This window comes from Roseovarius salinarum, from assembly GCF_002834145.1.
In the GTDB taxonomy this organism is placed as follows: domain Bacteria; phylum Pseudomonadota; class Alphaproteobacteria; order Rhodobacterales; family Rhodobacteraceae; genus Roseovarius; species Roseovarius salinarum.
This window is the reverse complement of record NZ_PHNT01000006.1, coordinates 125370-145519: the sequence shown is the minus strand read 5'-3', so window position 1 is coordinate 145519 and position 20150 is coordinate 125370. Positions and strand designations below refer to the sequence as shown.

Sequence of the window (20150 nt, the reverse complement as noted above, 5' to 3'; positions counted from 1 at the left end):
GCGGCCTACTCCTTGATCAGTTCCAGCCTCTTGCGGAACTCGGTCCCGTCGGCCGCGGTGGCCACCATCCGCACGTCCCAGTTGCCGTCTCCCAGTTCCAGCGGCGCGACGAAGGCCTCGCCGTCGAAGGTGAGGTCGGGTTCCACGTCCTCGGCGACATGGGTGGCGCGGCCGACCGTCGCTTTGAGCGTCTCCACCCGCGCGGGCAGGCCCGTGTCGTCGGTGATCGACAGCCGCAGCATGCCGTCGCTGTGCCGGGCCTCGACCGTCCAGCCCAGCGCTTCCTGCGCGGCGCGGCGGTCGTCGAACGTCTGGCTGGCGACGTAACTGTTCTTCACCTCCAGACCCGGGAAGGTCTGCACCGCGCTCCAGGCGAGATAGCCGTTGACGGCGATGATGACGCCGAAGGCCGCGGCGAAGCCGATGAACACGTGCCGCCCTGTGATCCGCCGTTCTCCCATCAGTTCGCTCTCCCGTTGAAGAAGGTGTCCTTGTAGGCGCGCTCGCCGCTCGAAATGTCCTCGACCCACAGGCGCACGTCGGTGCGTTCCGCCTTCGCCGGATCGGACCCCGGCGGCGCCTGCAGATAGACGCGCTGGTTGAGCATGCTGTCGGCGGGCACCTTGACCGTCTGGTACGGCGTGCCCTCCAGCTGGATACGGACCGCCGGATGGCCCTTGACCGTCAGCCGGAAGGGGCGCTCCTCGCCGTGCTTGTTGCGCAGGCGCACCTCGTAGGTGTTGCGGATGGTGCCGTCGGCGAGGGTGATGTAGGTGGGATTGCGCACCGCCGCGACCGTCATGTCGATCTCGGGCCGGATGAACAGGGCGACAACCAGCGCCACGCCGACCAGCGCCCAGAGCGCCGTGTAGAGGATCGTGCGCGGGCGCAGGATGTGCTTGATGACCGGCTTGGGCTCTTCGCCGGCACGCTCGCGTTCCTCGTCGGTCAGCGCCATGTAGTCGATCAGCCCGCGCGGCTTGCCGACCTTTTCCATCATCTCGTCGCAGGCGTCGATGCACAGCCCGCAGGTGATGCACTCGAGTTGCTGGCCATCCCGGATGTCGATGCCCATGGGGCAGACGTTCACGCAGGCGTGGCAGTCGATGCAGTCCCCGAGTTCCTCGGCGCCCTCGGCCTTGCGGTGCTTGCCGCGCGGTTCCCCCCGCCATTCGCGGTAGCCGATGGTGATCGTGTCCTCGTCCATCATCGCCGCCTGGATGCGCGGCCATGGGCAGGCGTAGATGCAGATCTGTTCGCGCGCGAAGCCGCCGAAGAAGAAGGTCGTGCCCGTCAGGATCGCGATCGTGGTGTAGGCGATCGGGTGTGCCTGAAGCGTGAAGAGATCCACCAGCAGCGTTGGCGCGTCGGTGAAATAGAACACCCAGGCCCCGCCGGTCGCCACCGCGATCAGCAGCCAGGCCGTCCACTTCGTGACGCGCAGGCGCGCCTTGCGGAAATCCAGTTTCTTTTGCCGGTGCAGGCGCAGGCGGGCGTTGCGGTCCCCCTCGATCCAGCGCTCGACGGCGAGGAACAGGTCGGTCCAGACGGTCTGCGGGCAGGCATAGCCGCACCAGACCCGCCCCAGGGCGGAGGTGAACAGGAACAGGCCCAGCCCCGCCATCACCAGCAGCCCGGCCACGAAATAGAATTCGTGCGGCCAGATCTCGATCCAGAAGAAGAAGAAGCGCCGGCTGCCCAGGTCGAGCAAGACCGCCTGGTCGGGCAGGTTCGGGCCGCGGTCCCAGCGGATCCACGGCGTGATGTAATAGATGCCAAGCGTGATCGCCATGATGATCCACTTGAGCGAGCGGAAATTCCCCGTCACGCGCTTGGGAAAGATCGGCTCGCGCGCGGCGTAAAGGCTTTCGGGGGCCTGGGGTTCGGTGCTTGTCACGGAATCACTCCGGCATCTTCCTGGGTTGCTTCGCGCTTGTCGCATCATGGGTGCCGCGCGGGCCTTGACCTGCATCAAATGTTTAGTCCGAGATGGACCTATTTGTCGCGAGGCCCCGCCACCAGAGGCCCGCAGCGCGGCCTCTCGCCGCAGTTGGCGCGCGGTCAGCCCGGCTGCGCGCGTGCCTCGCGGCGCAGCCAGCCGGTGAAGGCCCGCGCCGGCGGGCGCATCGGGCCAGGGCGGGTGACGACGTAGTACCCGGTATCCGCGTCGTCCTCGAACAGCTTCAGCAGTCGGCCCGCCTCGACGTCGGCGCGCACCCATTCCAGCACGGTGACCGCCACGCCCTGGCCCTCGCGCAGCGCCTCGAGCAGCATGTGCCCCGGCATTTGCGTGAGGCCAGCGGCACGGTCCTTGGTGACCCCGCGCCGGCGCAGCCAGTCACTTGATTCATTGGTTCCGAACTCCTGAAGCCACGGCAGGTCGGTGAGGTCGGCGGGTTCCTCGATCGCTCGATCACCCACCAACCGGGGCGCGGCCACCGCGATCAGCGGCGTCTTGAAAAGCAGGCTCGACTCGAGGCCCGGCCACTGCCCCTGGCCGAAGCGCAGCGCGACGTCCGTGCCGCCCGGCTCCAGGCTCACGAGTTGCGGCGTCGGGTCGATCATCAGGTCCACCTCGGGGTGCGCCTGACGGAAGGGCGCCAGCCGCGGCATCAGCCACTGCGCCGCGAAGGTGGGCGTGCAGGACACATGCACCGGCCGGCCCGCGTCGGCGGCCGAGAGCGCCTCGACCGTCCGCGAGATGGCGCCGAATCCCACGCGCAGCGCCTCGGCGAGCTCGTGCCCCTCCGGCGTAAGCGACAGGCCGCGGCCCGAGCGATCCACCAGGCCAAGCCCCATGTGGTTTTCCAGCGCGCGGATCTGCTGGCTGACGGCAGCATGGCTGACGTTCAGGGCCGCACCGGCGGCACTGGCCGACCCGGTTTCAGCCAGAGCGTCGAACGCCCGAAGGGCGGTCAGGGGGGGCATCGAACGCCAGTCCGTCATGTAAGCCAATCTTACAGTTTCGAATAATTGCTGCCTCGCATCATGTCGCATTTTCGCTGATATTCAAGGGACCACGTCAAACGGGAAAGGAAACGCCATGTTCGAAATATTCGCAAAATCTTTCATGACCGCCAGCCGGACAAACCGTGCCTACCGCTGGGACAGCACCGGGCACTGGCGCGATGACGGCCGGTTCGACACCCGCCGTGCCGCGGAACTGGAAGCCCACACCACCGGACGGCGCCGTGACTGACCCGTACCGGACCGACCGTCATCCGGCACGGCGCTGGCCCCGGCGCAGCCGGCAGTGGTTGCCGGTGGACACACGCGAAAATCGGCGCAAAACGCGCGCCGGTTTGCCAATCGGTCGGGAAAGAGTATAAGTGGCACCGGCCATTCCAGGAAACGCGCGAACAGGACGGAAGGGCCGGTGCCGGACCCGCGGGCGAGAACGCCCGCGGGTATTCTTGTGACCGGTCGGCTTACTGACCGCCGCCCAGCTGGTGAACGTAAGTCGCCACGGCGCGGATCTCGTATTCCTCGAGACGGTCCTGCCAGGGCGGCATGACACCGTAGCGCGAGTTCATCACCGTGTCCTTCACCGCCGCGTAGTCGCCGCCATAGAGCCAGATCGCGTCCGTCAGGTTGGGCGCGCCCATCGACTCCATGCCCTTGCCCTCGGGTCCGTGGCAGGCCGCGCAGTTGATGTCGTAGACCTCGGCGCCCGCCTCGACCAGGGATGCGTCCTTCGGCTCGTACGCTGGCGACATCGACATCACGTAGTTGACGACCTGCTCAATTTGATCCTCGGGCAGGATCTCGCCGAAGGCCGGCATCTCGGAGAACCGCGCGTCAGCGTCGTCCTCGTTGCGGATGCCGTGGCTGATCGTGTAGTGGATGTCCTCGAGCGTGCCGCCCCAGAGCCAGGCATTGTCCAGCAGGTTGGGATACCCCTTGAACCCGGCCGCGCCGGACCCGTGGCACTGCGCGCACCAGGTTTCGAACACGGCCTCGCCCGCCGACCGGCTGTAGGCCATCAATTCCGGATCCTGCGGAATCTTCGACAATTCGGCGTTGACCAGCTTGGCGTTGATCTCGGCGTTGGCCTCCTCGGCGGCCTTGATCTCCTGGGCGACATTGGCGCGGGTCGACCAGCCCTTGTAGCCCGACGTCGCCTCCTCGATCATCGGCCAGGCCGGATAGGCGATGGTGTACCAGATGCCCCAGACGATGGTGGCGTAGAAGATCCACACCCACCAGCGCGGCAACGGGTTGTTGTATTCCTGGATCCCGTCCCACTCGTGCCCGGTGGTGCTGGGCTCCTGCTTTTGTTGCTTGGGTTGCTTTGCCATGTCAGTCACGCCTCCTTGGCGTCTGCCGCGGAGTCGTCGTCATCCGCGGGTTTGTCTTCGTGCCGGAAGGGAATGCCCGCCGGTTCCTCGTACACCTTCCGGGCACCGGGGCGGAGAACCCAGATCACCACCCCGATGAAGAAGGCGAAAAGGAACAGCAGCATCCAGCTGTCGGCGAACTGGCGCAGAAGCGAATAGGTTTCCATGACGCTTCTCCTTTCCCCTTACCGGCTGGCCACGGGCGTGAAGGTCGAGAAATCGACCAGCGTGCCCAGCATCTGCATGTACGCGATCAGCGCGTCGGCCTCGGAAATGCCCGGCTGGCCGTCGAAGTTGCGGGCCTGTGCCTTGGGATACCGCTTGAGAAGCCCCTCGGTGTCCGCGTCGGGATCGGCCTGCGCGACGAAGTCTGCCTTGGCGTTCTCGATCATCTCGTCGGTGTAGGGCACGCCGACGAAGCGATGCGTCTCCAGCAGATCCTCGATGTATTCCGGCTCGATCAGACGGTCCTCGAGGTAGCCGTACTTCGGCATGACCGACTCCGGCACCACCGATTGCGGATCGCGCAGGTGATCGACGTGCCATTCGTCGGAGTAGCGGCCACCGACGCGGGCCAGGTCCGGCCCGGTCCGCTTGGAGCCCCACTGGAACGGGTGGTCGTACTGCGATTCCGCCGCCAGGCTGTAATGGCCGTAGCGCTCCACCTCGTCGCGCATGGGCCTCACCATCTGGCTGTGGCAGACGTAGCAACCCTCGCGGATGTAGATGTCGCGCCCGGTCAGTTCGAGAGGCGAGTAGGGGCGCATGCCCTCCACGTCCTCGATGGTGTTTTCCAGCCAGAACAGCGGGGCGATCTGGACGATGCCGCCGATGGTCACGACGAGGAAGGCGAAGATCGTGAGAAGGGTGATGTTCTTCTCGAGGATCGAGTGCTTGTCGATGATAGACATTGATCGGCCTCCCTTATTCGGCCGGGACCACGGAGTGGCGGCTTTCGACGGCCGGGCTCCGCTTGACGGTCATCCAGAGGTTGTAGCACATGATGAGTGCACCGGCGATGTAGAGCACACCCCCGAAGCCGCGCACCACGTACATCGGGAACTTGGCAGCCACGGTATCGGCGAACGAGTTCACCAGGAAGCCGTTGGCGTCCACCTCGCGCCACATCAGGCCTTCCATGATGCCGGTCACCCACATCGAGGCGGCATAGAGGATGATGCCGATGGTGGCGAGCCAGAAGTGCCAGCTGACCATGCGCAGGCTGTAGAGGCTTTCACGGTTCCACAGGCGCGGCACCAGGAAGTAGAGCGCGCCGAAGGTGATCATGCCGTTCCAGCCCAGCGCGCCGGAGTGCACGTGCCCGATCGTCCAGTCGGTGTAGTGCGACAGCGAGTTGACCGCGCGGATCGACATCATCGGCCCCTCGAAGGTGGACATGCCGTAGAAGCCCACCGAGATCACCATCATGCGGATGATCGGGTCGGTTCGCAGCTTGTCCCAGGCGCCCGACAGCGTCATCAGGCCGTTGATCATCCCGCCCCAAGACGGCATCCAGAGAACGACCGAGAACACCATGCCCAGCGTCGAGGCCCAGTCGGGCAGCGCCGTGTAGTGCAGGTGGTGCGGACCGGCCCAGATGTAGATGAAGATCAGCGCCCAGAAGTGCACGATCGACAGCTTGTAGCTGTAGATCGGCCGCTCGGCCTGCTTGGGCACGAAGTAGTACATCATGCCCAGGAAGCCCGCCGTCAGGAAGAAGCCCACGGCGTTGTGGCCGTACCACCACTGCGTCATCGCGTCCTGCACGCCCGAGAACACCTGCACCGACTTCGAGCCGAACATCGAGACCGGGATCGACAGGTTGTTGACGATGTGCAGCATCGCCACGGTGATGATGAAGCTCAGGTAGAACCAGTTGGCCACGTAGATGTGCCGTTCTTTCCGCTTCACGATCGTGCCAAGGAACACGGCAAGGTAGGCCACCCAGACGATCGTCAGCCACCAGTCGACGTACCACTCGGGCTCGGCGTATTCCTTCGACTGCGTCGCGCCCAGCAGGTAGCCGGTCGCGGCCAGCACGATCACGAGCTGGTAGCCCCAGAAGACGAACCACGCCAGGTTGCCGCCCCACATGCGCGCGGCCGAGGTCCGCTGGACCACGTAGAACGAGGTCGCGATCAGCGCGTTGCCGCCGAAGGCGAAGATCACCGCGGAGGTGTGCAGCGGCCGCAGCCGCCCGAAGTTCATGTAGCCCTGCGCCCAGTCGAAATTGAGATAGGGGAAGGCCAGCTGGAAGGCGATGAAGGTGCCCGCCAGGAACCCGACCACGCCCCAGAAGGCCGTGGCGATCACGCCGGCGCGCACGACGCCGTCCATGTATTCGTTCTGCGGCGCAGGCTGCACCGGCTCGTCGGTGTTGCGCAGCACCCAGATAAAGGCGACCGCGGCGAATACGGCAACCGTCAGCGCATTCACGAGATAGGCCACGTCACGCGCGTAGTTGGCCGCGATCAACGCCAGAAGCGTCGCCACACCCAGCGCGATCAGCTTGAAGTAGTTCGTCATTTTGCGTCCCTTCGTCTGTCGCCGACCGAGTCGCTGCCCGGGCGGACGGTATTAGACTGATCGTGTTAATGCTGAGGTCAGGGGTAAACCGCCTTGATCTGCATCAAAAGAGGGCACGGCGCCAATTGACCCTTGTCAATGCGGGACAGTCTGCCGCATGCCACATCAGACGGCAAAACGACCTGATCGAAGGAACGCGACATGGCCTACAACACACTGTTCTCGGTGCTGACAGACGAGGATCTGACCGACGATGTCATCGCCCACGCGACGGCCCTGGCCGAAACGCAAGACGCGCACCTCGACGTGCTGTGCCTCGGCGTCGACCGCAGCCAGACCGGGTATTACTACGCCGGCGCCAGCGCGGTGGTCCTGCAGGAGACGATCACACGCGCCCACGAGGAAGCCGAAAGCGTCCAGAAACAGGTTCGCAAGCGTCTCGACGGCACCGCCATCCGATGGGCCACCGAAAGCGGGGTTTCGCAATTGGCCGATCTCGGCCGGCACGTGGCGGCGCGCGCGCGATTCTCGGACCTTGTCGTGCTGCCCATTCCCTATGGCGAGGGCCGTGGCGCGGAACTGGAGCCGGTGGCCGAGGCCACGCTTTTCGACGGGCGCACGCCCGCCCTGTTCGTGCCGGCCGGTTGCGCGCCCACGCCGCGGCCGAACCGGATCATGATCGGCTGGAACGAAAGCCTCGAGGCACTTGCAGCCGTGCGCGCGGCAATGCCGATGCTGCAGGAAGCCGATGTCGTCCACGTCGTCATCATCGATCCGCCGACGCATGGCCCCAACCGCTCGGATCCCGGCGGCCTGCTGTCGCAGTTCCTCGCGCGGCACGGCGTGAAGGTGGAAATCGACGTGCTGTCCAAGACGCTGCCGCGGGTCTGCGACGTGCTCAAGCGTCACGCCGGCGACATGGATGCCGATATGATGGTGATGGGCGCCTACGGCCACTCCCGCTTCCGCGAAGCGATCTTCGGCGGCGCCACACGCGACATGCTCGAAGGGGCCGAGATACCGGTGTTCATGGCGCATTGAACACTGCGCGGTGCGCGTTCGCCGCACGCACGGGTTTCCGCGCGGCCTTTGCGACGCGCCCCGGCCCGGGCCAGGGCGCGCCGCATGTCAACGAGCAGCACATCGCGACGACCGCGCAATCGCCACGGTGCGCCGCGGCGGCGCCGGTCGCCCGCCGCCCCGGGCGACCGGCCCTTGTGCCTTGTTTGCAACAACTTCGCACGCTACCGTTCCCGCGGGCGATCTGACGACATCAGGATGCCGTTCTTTCGAAGTGGGAAACGTCCGGTGCAAGACCGAAGAAACCTCGATACGCGCCTCGAATGTGACCGACGGGCCGCTTCGGGTCTTCCGAACAGCGCATGACCTGCCTGACGAACCTGGAATTCACCGTCGGATCCGCCTCTGCCGCCGCACTGTTCGCGGTGTGCGTCATGGTGCTGGTGTCGGTCACCCGCAACACGCGCTTCGCGGGCAAGTCCGCCTTCGTCCTGACGCTGGCGGCGATGCTGTGGTGGCTTTTCACGGTCGCATTCGACCTGGCGTCACAGGGTGAGAGTTGCAAGATCGGCTGGTCGCTGGCCGCGTGGCCCGGGATAACACTGCTTCCGATCGCCTGGGCGTTCTTCGTGTTCGACTACACGATGAACAGGCAACCCGGCCGGCAACCGGTCCGGCAGCTGCTTTACGTCGGCCTGCCGGGCCTTGTCACGCTCATCGCCCTCACGAACAGCCGGACGCACCTGCTTTACGGCACCGACACCCGGCTCGTGACGCAAGGGGGCGACGCCTTCGTCGTTTTCGATCACGGGCCGCTGTTCTTCGCTGTCGCCGCGGGCCTGTACATCTTCGTCACGGGCGCCCTGGGCGTGCTCGCCTACGCCTTTTTCAAGGCAAAACCGGTGATCCGGCCTTTCCTGGCCCTCCTGATCCTGATCACGGCCGCGCCACTGGCCGCCAACGTCGCCTATGTCGGCTGGGGCTTCACCGTTTTCGGGTTCGATCCGACCCCGTTCATGTTCGCCGTCGTGCTCATCATATTCGGCTGGCTGCTTCTGAACAACTCGATGATGGACACCGCGGTCCAGGGGCGGGCGCTGCTGTTCTACGCCACGCGGGATCCGGTGATCATCGTCGATACGGATGCCCGCCTCGCAACCGCGAACCCCGCCGCGCACACCATGTTCGGCCAGCAGATGCCGCCGCCCGGTGAGACGCTCTATCACCTGGAGAAGATCGGCCCGAAACTGAAATCCTTCATGCAAACCGGTGAGTTCGACAGCGCGGACCCCATCCGGCTGAGGGAACGCGTCTTCGAACCGCGCGTTCTGCCGATCGAAAGCCCGATCCGGACCAGGCGGTCGCTTCTGGGCTGGTCTGTCTCGATGGTCGACATCACCGAAAGGGAACTCTCGGCCGAGGCCTTGTCCGAGGCACTGGCGCGGGCGGAGGCGGCCAACCACGCGAAATCCCAGTTTCTCGCCATGATCAGCCACGAATTGCGCACCCCCATGACCTCCGTGAAAGGCGGGCTGGAACTGGCGTTGCACGGGGCCGCGGGCGAGGTGAGCGAGCCGCTCCGTGACGTTCTGACCATCGCGCAAAGAAACAGCCGCAGGCTGCTGAAACTCGTGGACGACGTTCTCGATCTCCAGAAACTCGACCTGAATACGATCAAGCTGGAGCTGCAGGATCTGGATGCCGACGCATTCCTGCGGGACATCATAGAGGAATACGAGAGTTACGCCGCGAATGCCAAGGTCACGCTGGCCAACACGTCGGACGGCGTAAACCGCCAGCTCCACGCCGACCCTTACCGGCTCAAACAGGTCGTCGGAAACGTGATTTCAAATGCGGTCAAGTTCTCCCCCGAGGGCGGGCGTGTCGAATGCGCGACGCGGTTGATTGGCGCGAAACTGCGAATCTCGATCCGGGACAGCGGCATCGGCATCGCCGAGGAAAACGAGGACAAGGTCTTTGGGCGGTTCAATCAGGTCGAGGGAAGTTCCGCCACGGCCTCGGGCGGTTCCGGTCTGGGCATGCATATCGCCAAGATGCTGATCGAGCGCATGGGCGGCGCCATTTCATACGAAAGCGAGGTCGGCGTGGGCACCACGTTCCGAATCGACGTGCCCCTTTCCTCTCGGAGAACCGCGGCGCACGCGCCACTGGACGCCTGAGGCTCGGGCCCCCGCGCGATCAGGCCAGCATGCCACCGTCGGTGTCGTCGCCGGCCTCTTCCATCAACCGGGTGAAATCCGGGACCGTGACGTGGCGCTTGCCCTCGAGCTGGATCACCCCGTCCTTCTTGAGCGCCGACATCTGGCGGCTGACGGTTTCCAGCGTGAGCCCGAGGTAATCGGCCATCGCCTCGCGCGTCAGCGGCAGGTCGAACACCATCGGCCCGTCCGACCCCGCCAGCTTGAGCGAGGCGTCACGCCGCGCGATGATCGACAGCAGCGACGCGATCTTCTCGCGCGCGGTCTTGCGGCCAAGCACGAGCATCCACTCGCGGGCCGCGTCCAGTTCGTCCAGCGTCATTTCCAGAAGACGCTGGGCGATGTGGGGCGTGCGGCCCATCATTTCCTCGAAGGGCTTCTTGCGGAAACAGCACATCACCAGATCCGTGGTCGCCACCACGTCGTAGGCCGCGCCGTCGCGTCCGGGGCGCCCCACGAAATCGCTGGGCAGCAACAGGCCCACCATCTGGGTGCGCCCATCCTCCATCGTCTGGGTCAACGTCGCGATCCCGCTGACCACCGAACCGACGAAATCCATCTTGTCGCCGGACCAGATGACCGTCTGCCCCGCCTCGAAGTTGCGATAGTATTTCATGTCCTCGAGGCGTTCGAGCTCATCGCTTTCGCAGCGGGCGCACACGGCCCTGTGGCGGATCGGGCAATCGGCACAGTTCTGCGATATCGAGAGGGTGTCCTCGTTGAGCATTCTGGATCACTTCGCGCGCTTGATCTGGGTCAAGGATCATCCGTCCTAGTGCCCTTAAGGCTAAGTGCATGGTAGCCAAAACACAACTGCGAAAGCTGGGTCTCTTTGACGCGAAAGTGCCGCGTTACACCAGCTATCCGACCGCGCCGCATTTCTCCAACGACGTCGGCGCACCCGATTTTTCCCGCTGGATCGGGGCGATTCCCCCCGGCTCGGACATATCGCTTTACGTGCATGTGCCATTTTGTCGCCGGCTGTGCTGGTTCTGTGCCTGCCGGACACAGGGCACCCAGAGCGATGCGCCGGTCCTCGCTTACCTGGAGACCCTGAAAACGGAGCTCCGCATGCTCGCGGGGCACCTGCCCGAAGGGGTGCATCTGTCGCGCCTGCACTGGGGCGGCGGCACGCCCACCCTCTTGAGCCCCGCGATGATCGAGGAGCTGGCCGGCACGATTCGCGAGATCGCGCCGTTCACCGGGGAAACCGAGTTCTCGGTCGAGATCGACCCGAACGAGATCGACGAGGGCCGGCTCGACGCGCTCGCGGCCGCGGGGATGAACCGCGCCTCGATCGGCGTGCAGGATTTCAACGAGGAAATCCAGCAGAGCATCGGGCGCATGCAGGGTTACGAGGTCACCCGTGACACCGTGGAAGCGATCCGCGCCCGCGGGATCAGCAGCCTGAACGCCGACATCCTGTACGGCCTGCCCCACCAGAGCCGGGCGCGGATCACCGAGAGCGTCCAGAAGCTGTTGTCGCTCGAACCCGACCGGGTCTCGCTTTACGGCTACGCCCATGTGCCCTGGATGGCCAAGCGCCAGCAGCTCATCCCGTCGGACGCGCTGCCGACCCCCGAGGAACGGCTCGCACTGTTCGAGACCGCGCGCAAGCTGTTCGTGTGGGACAACTACGCCGAGATCGGGATCGACCACTTCGCCAAGCCCGATGACGGCCTCGCCGTCGCGCTGGACGACGGCCGGCTGCGCCGCAATTTCCAGGGCTACACCGACGACCAGGCTGAGGTTCTCATCGGCGTCGGCGCCTCGTCTATCTCGCGGTTCCCGCAGGGCTACGCGCAGAACGCACCGGCCACCGGCGCGCACACCGCGGCCATCCGCGAGGGGCGATTTTCGACCAGCCGCGGGCACACCTTCAGCGACGAGGACCGCATGCGCGGCCGCATGATCGAGGCGCTGATGTGTGATTTCCGGATCGACGCGGCCGAGATTGCCGAACGTTTCGGCGTCGCGCCGCAGCGGTTGCACAGGATGCTCGACGACGTGGCAGAGCAGTTCGAGGGGCTGCCGCAAGTCTCCGAACGCGGGCTTTGGCTGCCGCCCGAGGCCCGGCCGCTGACACGGATGGTCGCGCGCGCGCTGGATGCCTACGAACTCAGCACGGCCGGGCACAGTTCCGCCATCTGATACGGTCGGGCCGTGCGGATCGGCACCTTCAACCTTCAGAACCTGCGGCTGCGCAGCGCGGGTGGCGTGCCACATCTCGACGGCGCGCGCGACCGCGACACGCCCGAGGAAGCCGACCCCGAGACCGATCTGCGCGACCGGAAGCTGACCGCGCGGATCATTGCACGCATGCGCGCGGACGTGCTGGCCTTGCAGGAGGTGTTCGACGCCGCCACGCTCGATCATTTCCATGACACCCTTCTCGCCGAGGCGCAGGTGCCGCCCTATCCGTGGCGACAGTGTCCGCCGGGCAACGACGGGCGCGGTCTCGACCTCGCGCTGATGAGCCGCGTTGCGCCCCTGTCGGTGACAAGCCACGCCGCGCTGCGCCCGCGCGACCTTGGGCTTGCCGTCCCCGACGGCGTGCCCGCGGACACGCCCGTGTTCCGCCGCGACTGCCTGCAAGCGGAGTTCCCGGGCCTGACGCTGTTCCTGTGCCACTTCAAGGCGCCCTACCCCGACCCGGCCGCCGCCTACCCGGTTCGCCGGCTGGAGGCCGAGGCCGTGCGCCGGCTGATCGAGGCGCGCTTCGCGGGCCCTGCGGCGGCGAACTGGCTGGTCCTCGGGGATCTCAACGACCCCTGGGAGCCCGCCGATCCGCCGGCGACCGCCCCGCTGCTGCCACCCTTTTGCGCCGACCTGATGGCGCGGGTGCCCGAGGGCACCCGCTGGACATACCACGACGCGTGGTCGGGCCATTACGGCCGGCCCGACCGGATGCTGGCAAGCCCGGCGCTGGCCGCGGCGTTCCCCGACGCCGTGCCCGAGATCCTGCGCGAAGGCATGGGACGCGAGGCCGGCAGGTACCGTGGCCGCCACCTGCCGGGCGTCGGACACCACCGCCCCCACGCGAGCGATCACGCCGCCGTCGTCGTGGAATTCGCGGGTCTGTAGGCGCCATGCCGCCGCCCGTCAGGCGGACAGGTCGAGCGCGGCCTCCAGCAGCGTTTTCGCGTAATCGGTCTGCGGGGCCTCGAACAGATCGCGGGCCGTGCCGGCCTCGACGATGTCACCGTCCTTCATCACCACGATCTTGTGGCTCATGGCGCGCACCACGCCCAGGTCATGGCTGATGAACAGGTACGCCAGCCCGTATTTCACCTGAAGCCGCCGAAGCAGGTCCACGATCTGCACCTGAACCGTCATGTCCAGCGCGCTGGTGGGTTCGTCCAGCACGAGCAGCCTGGGCCGCAGGATCATCGCTCGGGCGATCGCGATGCGCTGGCGCTGCCCACCCGAGAACTCGTGCGGATAACGGTCCATCATCGCCGGGTTCAGGTCGACCTCTTCCATCACCTCGGCGACAAGCTCGCGCTCCGACCGGCCATCGGGCTTGCCGTGCACGCCAAGCCCCTCGGCAATGATCTGTTCGCAGGTCATGCGCGGGCTGAGGCTGCCGTAGGGGTCCTGGAAAACGATCTGCATGTCGCGGCGCCGCTTGCGCAGCTTGCGGGTGGACCAGCGGTCAACGTCCTCGCCCGCGAAGGTGATGCGCCCGTCCGACCCGATCAGCCGCATGATCGCCAGCGCCAGCGTCGTCTTGCCCGACCCCGATTCGCCGACAAGTCCCAGCGTCTCGCCCGCCCTGACGGTGATCGAGGCGTCGTTGACCGCCCGGACGTGATCGACGGTCCGCCGCAGGAAGCCCTTCTGGATCGGGAACCAGACGCGCAGGCGTTCGGTCTCGACCAGCGTGGGCGAATCCGCCGGGACCGGGGCCGGGTCCCCGGTCGCCTGCGCGGCCAGAAGCTTGCGGGTGTAGGCATGGGTCGGCTTGGCGAAGATGTGCTCGGTGGCGCCCGATTCGACGATCTCGCCGTCCTTCATCACGCAGACCTTGTCGGCGATGCGCCGCACGATCGACAGGTCGTGCGTGATGAACAGCAGGCCCATGCCCTCCTCGCGCTTGAGCTCGGCCAGAAGCTCCAGGATCTGCGCCTGGATCGTGACGTCCAGCGCGGTGGTGGGCTCGTCCGCTATCAGGATGTCGGGCTTGTTGGCCAGCGCCATGGCGATCATCACCCTCTGGCGCTGCCCCCCCGACAACTGGTGCGGATATGCCTTGAGCCGCTGTTCGGCCTGCGTGATGCCGACCCGCTTGAGCAGCGCGACGATGCGGTCACGCGCCGCGTCGCCCGTGAGGCCCTGGTGCAGTTCCAGTGACTCGCGGATCTGCTTTTCCAGCGTGTGTAGCGGGTTGAGCGATGTCATCGGCTCCTGGAAGATGAAGCTGATGTCGTTGCCCCGCACTTGCCGCAGCGTCTTGTTGGAGGCGCCGATCATCTGCCGCCCGTCGAAGGTGACGCTGCCCGAGACATCGGCGCTCGGACCGAGCAGCGAAACCGTAGACAAAGCCGTCACGGACTTGCCCGAGCCGGATTCGCCCACCAGGGCGACCGTCTCGCCGCGGTTCACCGTGAACGACACGCCGTGAACGGCGGCCACGGTCTGCCCGTCCTGCCGGAAGCTGACCCGCAGGTCCTGAACGTCGAGAAGGCTCATTCGAAGGTCTTCCGGGGATCGAAGGCATCGCGCACGCCCTCGAAGATGAAGACGAGCAGCGACAACATGATGGCGAAGGCGAAGAAGGCGGTGAAGGCCAGCCACGGCGCTTGCAGGTTCTGCTTGGCCTGCAACGTCAGCTCGCCCAGGCTGGGCGCCGACGACGGCAACCCGAAGCCCAGGAAGTCGAGCCCGGCCAGCAGCGAGATCGTGCCGGTGATGACGAAGGGCAGCATGGTCAGCGTGGCCACCATCGCGTTGGGCAGCATGTGGCGGAACATGATGCGGATGTTGGACACGCCCAGCGCCTTTGCGGCGCGCACGTACTCGAGGTTGCGCGCGCGCAGGAACTCGGCCCGCACCACGCCCACCAGTGCCATCCAGCCGAAGAGCACGGTGATGACCACCAGAAGCCAGAAACTGCGCGGCAGGATCGCGAACAGGATGATGATGACATAGATCTGCGGCGTCGCCGCCCAGATCTCGATGATGCGCTGGAAGATCAGATCGAGCTTGCCGCCGAAATAGCCCTGGATCGCGCCGGCGAAGATTCCGATCACGCTCGACAGCGTGGTGACGATCAGCGTGAACAGCACCGACAGGCGGAAGCCGTAGATCACCCGCGCCAGCACGTCGCGCTTGGTGTCGTCGGTGCCCAGCCAGTTGTGTTCATTGGGCGGCAACGGCGCCGCGCCGGGCCGGTCCACCGGCGTGTCGTAGCTGTAGGGGATGGGCGGCCAGAGCGTCCAGCCCGTCTGGATCGCGCTGCCGTCCACCACGCCGTCCTGCGCATCGGCGATGATGCCCGCGGGATCGTCGAAGCATTCCCCGAGCCCGCCCGAGACGATCAGGCACTCGACCTCGGGGTCGCGATAGATCGCCTCGGTGGCGAAGTCGCCGCCGAAGGCCGTTTCCGGGTAGAACTTGAAGATCGGTGCATAAAGCTCGCCGCGGTACTGAACCAGGATCGGACGGTCGTTGGCCACGAACTCGGCCATCAGGGAAATCCCGAAGAGGATGCCGAAGATGATGAGCGACCAGTAGGCCCGCTTGTTCCGGCGGAAGTTGCGCCAGCGGCGCCGGTTGAGCGGCGAAAGCGCCATCGCCTCACCCCTCCCGCTTCTCGAAGTCGATCCGGGGGTCGACCATCACGTACATCAGGTCGCTGAGGATGTTCACCACCAGCCCGACAAGCCCGAACAGGAACAGCGTGCCGAACATCACCGGGTAGTCGCGCCCCACCGCGGCCTCGAAGCCCAGCCGCCCCAGCCCGTCGAGCGAGAAGATCGTCTCGATCAGCACGCTGCCGCCGAAGAAGATGCCGATGAACACCGCCGGGAAGCCCGCGATCACGATCAGCATGGCGTTGCGGAACACGTGGCCATAGAGCACCTTGCGTTCGCCCAGCCCCTTGGCCCGGGCCGTCATGACATAGGCCTTCTTGATCTCGTCGAGGAAGCTGTTCTTGGTCAGCAGTGTCAGTGTCGCGAAGGCCGCGATCGTCGAGGCCAGCACCGGCAGCGTGATGTGCCAGAAGTAATCCACGATCTTGCCGAAGACCGTGAGCTGCTCCCAGTTGTCCGAGGTCAGGCCCCTGAGCGGGAAAAGCTGGAAATAGCTGCCCCCGGCGAACAGCACCAGCAGCATGATGGCGAACAGGAACGAGGGGATCGCGTAGGCGACGATGATCGCCCCGCTTGTCCAGGTGTCGAAGGGCGTGCCGTCATTGACGGCCTTGCGGATGCCGAGCGGAATCGACACGAGATAGGCGATCAGCGTGGACCAAAGCCCGAGGCTGATCGAAACGGGCATCTTTTCAAGCACCAGCTGCGTGACGTCGATCTTGCGGAAATAGCTTTCTCCGAAATCGAAGCGGATGTAGTTCCACATCATGTCGATGAACCGCTCGAGCGGCGGCTTGTTCAGCCCGAACTGTTCCTCCAGTTCCTCGATCAACTCGGGCGGCAACCCGCGCGCGCCGAGGTACTTGTCGCCGCCGCTGTCGCCCATGTCGCGCCCGGCGTCCTCGCCGCCGCCGGCGAAACCGGCGGTCACGTCGCCCTGGCCCTGCATGTTCGCGATGACCTGCTCAACCGGCCCGCCGGGCACGAACTGCACCAGCAGGAAGTTGATGACCATGATCCCGAACAGCGTCGGGATGATCAGGGCCAGGCGGCGAAGGATGTAGGCGCCCATTCAGACGTGCTCCGCCGCTGCGGTGCGCAATCCCCGCGAGCCGCGCGCGCCGCACGCGCGGTATCCTTCCGCCACCGCGATCACAGGGCGCCGGCCTCTTCCAGCGCACGGGCCTCTTCGGCGTCGTACCACCAGAAATCCAGCACGCCGAGGGCGTATGGCGGCAGGGACTCGGGGTGTTCGTACATGTCCCAGTAGGCGACCCAGTTGCTGTCGTTGTACCACACGGGGATCATGAACCTCTCGTAGCGCAGTGCACGGTCCAGCGCCGTGAGCGCGACGTTCTGCGCCTCGCGCGTCTTGGTGTTGAGCGCGGCCTCTATGATCGCATCCACCATCGGGCTGGCCAGCCCGGCGGGGTTGAAAAGGCTGAACTCGGCCTCTTCCGAGCCGTAGCGCTGCATCAGCCCGGTGCCCGCCTCGAGGAAGGCGGCGTAGCTGTCGAAGACCATGTCGTAGTCACGCTCGCGGTTGCGCAGCGTGTATTGCGACGGGTCGATCTTCTCGTAGCTGGCATCGATCCCCATGAGTTGCAGGTTGTTCACGAAGCCTTCCACGACCGCGCCCAACGTGGCCGACGACGATGACGCGATCGGGATGTCCACCGTCAGACGCTCGCCCTGTGCATTGCGCCTCTTGCCGTCGTCGCCAACCTTCCACCCGGCCGCATCCAGCAGGCGCATCGCCTTGCGCAGGTTGCGGCGGTCGTTCTGGCGGTCCGGGTCGGAGCTGTGCGCCCTGACGACCGGTTCGGTCAGCATCTCTTCCGGCACCACGTCGCCCAGCGACTTCAGGAATGCCAGCTCGTCGCCCTCCGGCACGCCCTCGGCCTGAAGGTGGGTGTCCTGCACGAAGGAATGGCGCTGTTCGAACAACCCGTATTGCAGGGACTGGTTGGTCCACTCGAAATTGTAGGCCAGCGCGATCGCCTTGCGCACGCGCGCGTCCTGGAACTTCTCTCGGCCAAGGTTGAAGACGAAGCCCGTGGGCGTGGGCGGGGTGCCGTCGGGCAGTTCATCGAGCGTGACGTGCCCTTCCTTGACGGCCGGGAATTCATACCCCGTCGCCCATTTCTTGGAGTTCGTTTCCGACCGGAAGGTGTATTCGCCGGCCTTGAAGGCCTCGAAGGCCGCGTTGTCGTCGGCGAAGTATTCCACCCGGATGGTGTCGAAGTTGTGCCGCCCCTGGTTGATCGGCAGATGCCAGCCCCAGTAATCCGGGTTGCGCTTGTAGACGATGCGGCGGTTCACCTCGTAATCGTGCAGCTGGTACGGGCCGGACCCGGGCGCCGCATCGAGCCGTGGCTCGTCCAGCCGCGCCCCCGTCTTTTCGAACCAGTGTTCGGGCCAGACGGGCACGCTGCCCACCTGGTCGATCAGTGACCGCCGGGAAATGCCCTTGGTAAAGGTGAATTTGACGGTGTGATCGTCGATCACCTCCGAGGACTTGACCCGACGCTTGACCGCCTGCGCGTAGGAGGGCAGCCCCTGCTCCAGCAGCAGCTCGTGCGAAAAAACCACGTCGTGCGCTGTCACCGGGTGCCCGTCGGCGAAACGCGCCTCCGGGCGCATGTGGAAGATCACCCAGGTCTTGCCCTCGTCGTATTCCAGGCTTTCGGCCAGCAGGCCATACATCTCGCCCACCTGATCGGCCGGCAGCGGGCCGCCGCTGGCCGGCATCTCGCCCAGCAGGCTTTCGTAGACCATCCATGAAAACGTCCCCGCCCGGCCCTTGCGCGAGTAGGGGTTCATCGAATCGAACGTACCCGGGGAATACAGGGAAATCTCCCCGCCCTTCGGTGCATCCGGGTTGACGTAATCGAAGTGCTCGTAGTCCGGGGGGTAACTGAGTTCCCCGAAGAAGTTGTAGCCGTGGGAACGGATCACCTTTTCCTCGGCCGGCACAGCGGTCGCCACGAGCGCCGCGATGGTCAGCCCCGCCAGGGCGGCGTGGACGATCCGCCTTGCGTCAAGGCGCAGGTCCCGGGCTTTGGCGCGGGCGGTGGGTCGGGTCATCTGGCTATCCTCCTGACGACGGACGATCTGGGGCGCCGCCCGCCTGCGGCAAGCTAAAGGAGGGCAGGCGCCGGTTTCAAGCATGCAAAGGCGGGCGCCGCGCGAATTGAACGGCGGGCAAGCGAAGGGCCGCCGCCCCGGCGGGGGCGGCGGCCCTGTCACGCTGCGGCACCGATCACTCGGCGACGCTTTGCATGTAGGCGATGACGGCCGCCCGGTCCTCGGCGTCGCGCAGGCCGGCGAAAGACATCTTGTTGCCGGGCGCGAAATCGCGCGGATTCTCGAGCCACGCGTCCATGCGCTCCGGCGTCCACTTGCCGCCCAGGTCCTCAAGCGCGCTGGAATACCGGAAGTCCTCGACGCTGGCCACATCGCTGCCGACGACGCCGTAGAGATGCGGGCCGACGCCGTTCTGGCCTTCCTCGAGCTTGTGGCAGGCGCGACAGCGGTTGAACACGTTCTTGCCGTCGGCCGGGTCGGCGGCGGCAACCATCGCCGCGATTTCCGACTGCGCCGCACCGCCGGTGTCCGACGCGGCCTCCTCGGTGGACGCACCGTCGGTCATGGCCTCGTCGTCCGCCGCGGCGCCGTCCTCCGCGGCGCCTTGCTCTGCCGCGCCATCATCGCCGGCGGCGTCCTCCTGCGTGGCTTCCCCCCCGGCGGCGCCGTCCTCGTCCGCGGGCTGCGCGTCGGCGGCCGCATCGGCGTCGCTCGACGACGCCGCCGCGATGTCATGCGTGCCGTCCGCGGCGTCCATGTAGGCGATCACCGCGGCCCGATCCTCCGCGTCGGCCAGCCCGGCATAGCCCATGGTGGTCCCGGAGGCGAAGTCCTGCGGGTTCTCCAGCCAGGCGCTCAGACGCTCGGCCGTCCATTCGCCGCCCTTGTCCTTGAGCGCGTTGGAGTACCGGAAGTCCTCGACCGAGGCCACCTTCTCACCCACGACGTCGTAGAGCGAGGGGCCGACACCGTGCTGGCCCTCCTCCAGCTTGTGGCAGGCCTGGCACTGGCGGAACACGCCCTCGCCATCCGCCGGATCCGCGGCGGCGACCATCGCGGCGAAATCCTGTCCACCGCCGTCTGCGTCGGCCGCGGCATCGCCGTCAGCCGGTTCCCCGGCCGTTTCGGATTCCTCTGCGGCCGGC

The 20150-nt window shown here is 66.2% G+C and carries 18 protein-coding genes; 5 read left to right on the top strand and 13 right to left on the bottom strand.

Going from position 1 to position 20150, the window contains the following annotated elements:
- Positions 1 to 5 precede the first annotated feature (5 nt).
- The 3 genes from CEF10_RS07995 to CEF10_RS07985 form a co-directional block, all read right to left on the bottom strand.
- The gene (locus CEF10_RS07995) at positions 6 to 461 is read right to left on the bottom strand and encodes a FixH family protein (RefSeq protein ID WP_198586162.1); all 456 of its coding nucleotides are present in this window, start codon (positions 459 to 461) and stop codon (positions 6 to 8) included.
- Positions 461 to 1942, bottom strand: coding sequence for a cytochrome c oxidase accessory protein CcoG (gene ccoG, locus CEF10_RS07990; RefSeq protein ID WP_101067638.1), 1482 nt, complete (start codon positions 1940 to 1942; stop codon positions 461 to 463). Before ccoG ends, CEF10_RS07995 begins: the two co-directional genes overlap by 1 nt.
- 119 nt (positions 1943 to 2061) lie before the next feature.
- Positions 2062 to 2946: a LysR family transcriptional regulator gene (locus CEF10_RS07985; RefSeq protein ID WP_101067603.1), complete on the bottom strand. Its 885-nt coding sequence runs from the start codon at positions 2944 to 2946 to the stop codon at positions 2062 to 2064.
- Positions 2947 to 3070: 124 nt separating this feature from the next.
- On the opposite strand from CEF10_RS07985, the gene CEF10_RS17330 reads away from it, so the two are divergent.
- On the top strand, positions 3071 to 3199 hold the full coding sequence (locus CEF10_RS17330) for a hypothetical protein (protein WP_269801316.1): 129 nt from the start codon (positions 3071 to 3073) through the stop codon (positions 3197 to 3199).
- Between the two features lie 229 nt (positions 3200 to 3428).
- Here the strand turns inward: CEF10_RS17330 and ccoP are convergent, their stop codons facing one another.
- From ccoP to ccoN, 4 genes are read right to left on the bottom strand one after another with little or no spacing between them, the layout of a single operon-like run.
- Positions 3429 to 4298: a cytochrome-c oxidase, cbb3-type subunit III gene (gene ccoP, locus CEF10_RS07980; RefSeq protein WP_101067602.1), complete on the bottom strand. Its 870-nt coding sequence runs from the start codon at positions 4296 to 4298 to the stop codon at positions 3429 to 3431.
- Positions 4299 to 4303: 5 nt separating this feature from the next.
- The gene (locus CEF10_RS07975) at positions 4304 to 4504 is read right to left on the bottom strand and encodes a cbb3-type cytochrome oxidase subunit 3 (RefSeq protein WP_101067601.1); all 201 of its coding nucleotides are present in this window, start codon (positions 4502 to 4504) and stop codon (positions 4304 to 4306) included.
- Positions 4505 to 4522: 18 nt separating this feature from the next.
- A complete protein-coding gene (gene ccoO / locus CEF10_RS07970) occupies positions 4523 to 5248 on the bottom strand; it encodes a cytochrome-c oxidase, cbb3-type subunit II (RefSeq protein WP_101067600.1) in 726 nt (241 codons plus the stop codon).
- A 13-nt stretch (positions 5249 to 5261) separates the two neighbouring features.
- A complete protein-coding gene (gene ccoN / locus CEF10_RS07965) occupies positions 5262 to 6863 on the bottom strand; it encodes a cytochrome-c oxidase, cbb3-type subunit I (protein WP_101067599.1) in 1602 nt (533 codons plus the stop codon).
- 201 nt (positions 6864 to 7064) lie between these two features.
- On the opposite strand from ccoN, the gene CEF10_RS07960 reads away from it, so the two are divergent.
- Both CEF10_RS07960 and CEF10_RS07955 read left to right on the top strand, forming a co-directional pair.
- Positions 7065 to 7904 (top strand): universal stress protein, encoded by an 840-nt coding sequence (locus tag CEF10_RS07960; RefSeq protein WP_101067598.1) that lies wholly within the window; start codon positions 7065 to 7067, stop codon positions 7902 to 7904.
- A 341-nt stretch (positions 7905 to 8245) separates the two neighbouring features.
- Positions 8246 to 10063, top strand: coding sequence for a sensor histidine kinase (locus CEF10_RS07955; protein ID WP_101067597.1), 1818 nt, complete (start codon positions 8246 to 8248; stop codon positions 10061 to 10063).
- 19 nt (positions 10064 to 10082) lie between these two features.
- On the opposite strand, the gene fnrL is transcribed toward CEF10_RS07955, so the two are convergent.
- Positions 10083 to 10829 (bottom strand): transcriptional regulator FnrL, encoded by a 747-nt coding sequence (fnrL, locus tag CEF10_RS07950; RefSeq protein ID WP_101067596.1) that lies wholly within the window; start codon positions 10827 to 10829, stop codon positions 10083 to 10085.
- A 68-nt stretch (positions 10830 to 10897) separates the two neighbouring features.
- Here fnrL and hemN point away from each other — a divergent pair, with 68 nt between their 5' ends.
- Together hemN and CEF10_RS07940 are read left to right on the top strand one after the other, a co-directional pair.
- Complete coding sequence (gene hemN, locus CEF10_RS07945; RefSeq protein ID WP_101067595.1) at positions 10898 to 12253, top strand: oxygen-independent coproporphyrinogen III oxidase; 1356 nt, start codon at positions 10898 to 10900, stop codon at positions 12251 to 12253.
- Between the two features lie 12 nt (positions 12254 to 12265).
- The gene (locus CEF10_RS07940; protein ID WP_101067594.1) at positions 12266 to 13186 is read left to right on the top strand and encodes an endonuclease/exonuclease/phosphatase family protein; all 921 of its coding nucleotides are present in this window, start codon (positions 12266 to 12268) and stop codon (positions 13184 to 13186) included.
- A gap of 18 nt (positions 13187 to 13204) precedes the next feature.
- On the opposite strand, the gene CEF10_RS07935 is transcribed toward CEF10_RS07940, so the two are convergent.
- The 5 genes from CEF10_RS07935 to CEF10_RS17180 form a co-directional block, all read right to left on the bottom strand.
- Positions 13205 to 14794, bottom strand: coding sequence for an ABC transporter ATP-binding protein (locus CEF10_RS07935; protein WP_101067593.1), 1590 nt, complete (start codon positions 14792 to 14794; stop codon positions 13205 to 13207).
- Positions 14791 to 15897 (bottom strand): ABC transporter permease, encoded by a 1107-nt coding sequence (locus CEF10_RS07930; protein WP_101067592.1) that lies wholly within the window; start codon positions 15895 to 15897, stop codon positions 14791 to 14793. The genes CEF10_RS07935 and CEF10_RS07930 overlap by 4 nt, the downstream gene beginning before the upstream one ends.
- 4 nt (positions 15898 to 15901) lie before the next feature.
- On the bottom strand, positions 15902 to 16990 hold the full coding sequence (locus tag CEF10_RS07925) for a microcin C ABC transporter permease YejB (RefSeq protein WP_101067591.1): 1089 nt from the start codon (positions 16988 to 16990) through the stop codon (positions 15902 to 15904).
- A gap of 80 nt (positions 16991 to 17070) precedes the next feature.
- The gene (locus CEF10_RS07920; RefSeq protein ID WP_101067590.1) at positions 17071 to 19005 is read right to left on the bottom strand and encodes an extracellular solute-binding protein; all 1935 of its coding nucleotides are present in this window, start codon (positions 19003 to 19005) and stop codon (positions 17071 to 17073) included.
- Between the two features lie 175 nt (positions 19006 to 19180).
- Positions 19181 to 20059: a c-type cytochrome gene (locus CEF10_RS17180; protein ID WP_232796441.1), complete on the bottom strand. Its 879-nt coding sequence runs from the start codon at positions 20057 to 20059 to the stop codon at positions 19181 to 19183.
- Between the last annotated feature and the right edge of the window lie 91 nt (positions 20060 to 20150).

Excerpts from the sequence above, each read along its gene's own strand:
- CEF10_RS07995 (WP_198586162.1), bottom strand. The coding sequence starts at position 461 with ATGGGAGAACGGCGGATCACAGGGCGGCACGTGTTCATCGGCTTCGCC.
- ccoG (WP_101067638.1), bottom strand. The coding sequence starts at position 1,942 with ATGCGACAAGCGCGAAGCAACCCAGGAAGATGCCGGAGTGATTCCGTG.
- CEF10_RS07985 (WP_101067603.1), bottom strand. The coding sequence starts at position 2,946 with ATGACGGACTGGCGTTCGATGCCCCCCCTGACCGCCCTTCGGGCGTTC.
- CEF10_RS17330 (WP_269801316.1), top strand. The coding sequence starts at position 3,071 with ATGACCGCCAGCCGGACAAACCGTGCCTACCGCTGGGACAGCACCGGG.
- ccoP (WP_101067602.1), bottom strand. The coding sequence starts at position 4,298 with ATGGCAAAGCAACCCAAGCAACAAAAGCAGGAGCCCAGCACCACCGGG.
- CEF10_RS07975 (WP_101067601.1), bottom strand. The coding sequence starts at position 4,504 with ATGGAAACCTATTCGCTTCTGCGCCAGTTCGCCGACAGCTGGATGCTG.
- ccoO (WP_101067600.1), bottom strand. The coding sequence starts at position 5,248 with ATGTCTATCATCGACAAGCACTCGATCCTCGAGAAGAACATCACCCTT.
- ccoN (WP_101067599.1), bottom strand. The coding sequence starts at position 6,863 with ATGACGAACTACTTCAAGCTGATCGCGCTGGGTGTGGCGACGCTTCTG.
- CEF10_RS07960 (WP_101067598.1), top strand. The coding sequence starts at position 7,065 with ATGGCCTACAACACACTGTTCTCGGTGCTGACAGACGAGGATCTGACC.
- CEF10_RS07955 (WP_101067597.1), top strand. The coding sequence starts at position 8,246 with ATGACCTGCCTGACGAACCTGGAATTCACCGTCGGATCCGCCTCTGCC.
- fnrL (WP_101067596.1), bottom strand. The coding sequence starts at position 10,829 with ATGCTCAACGAGGACACCCTCTCGATATCGCAGAACTGTGCCGATTGC.
- hemN (WP_101067595.1), top strand. The coding sequence starts at position 10,898 with ATGGTAGCCAAAACACAACTGCGAAAGCTGGGTCTCTTTGACGCGAAA.
- CEF10_RS07935 (WP_101067593.1), bottom strand. The coding sequence starts at position 14,794 with ATGAGCCTTCTCGACGTTCAGGACCTGCGGGTCAGCTTCCGGCAGGAC.
- CEF10_RS07930 (WP_101067592.1), bottom strand. The coding sequence starts at position 15,897 with ATGGCGCTTTCGCCGCTCAACCGGCGCCGCTGGCGCAACTTCCGCCGG.
- CEF10_RS07925 (WP_101067591.1), bottom strand. The coding sequence starts at position 16,990 with ATGGGCGCCTACATCCTTCGCCGCCTGGCCCTGATCATCCCGACGCTG.
- CEF10_RS07920 (WP_101067590.1), bottom strand. The coding sequence starts at position 19,005 with ATGACCCGACCCACCGCCCGCGCCAAAGCCCGGGACCTGCGCCTTGAC.
- CEF10_RS17180 (WP_232796441.1), bottom strand. The coding sequence starts at position 20,059 with ATGGTCGCCGCCGCGGATCCGGCGGATGGCGAGGGCGTGTTCCGCCAG.